Source organism: Thermus sp. FJN-A, from assembly GCF_054655095.1.
Genome location: NZ_BAAHSC010000135.1, coordinates 1 through 471 on the forward strand (window position 1 = coordinate 1; position 471 = coordinate 471).

Below are 471 nucleotides of genomic sequence, written 5' to 3' on the forward strand. Positions count from 1 at the left end.
GAGGGCCGGGTGGGCCGAGCCCTACACCGTGCCCCCCAATGTCCGCTACGCCGCCCTCTACCTCCAGGCCGCCCGGGAGGCTCGGGCCAAGGGGGTGGGGATGTGGGGAGGGGGGCAGGCATCGAGGCCCCAAGGCCCCGCCCCGGACCGGAAAGGGTGCGACCCCGCCTATCCCACGGTGTGCATCCCCCCGCCGCCCCCGGACCTGGACTGCAAGGACATCCCCCACAAGCGCGTCCAGGTCTTGCCCCCGGACCCGCACCGCTTTGACCGGGATAGGGATGGGGTGGGGTGCGAGAGCGAGAATTTAAGGCAAGTCAGCCTGTGAGGCGTTAAGTGTTACAAGAAGCAAAAACGAACCGAGAAAAACAATAACAAAAACATGAAACGCATATGCAATGTGATGTGGAAAATTTGAAAAAATGGAGGGGACTAGGGGAGTTACCCCAAGGAGGAAGCCGAGAGTATAAG

Annotated in this window: 1 protein-coding gene; it reads left to right on the top strand. The window is 62.0% G+C overall.

Annotated features, from left to right (window positions below; translation table 11 throughout):
• On the top strand, window positions 1-328 hold a 328-nt coding region (locus tag ACYQ0J_RS00700), incomplete at its 5' end, for a thermonuclease family protein (RefSeq protein WP_460170282.1).
• Between the last annotated feature and the right edge of the window lie 143 nt (window positions 329-471).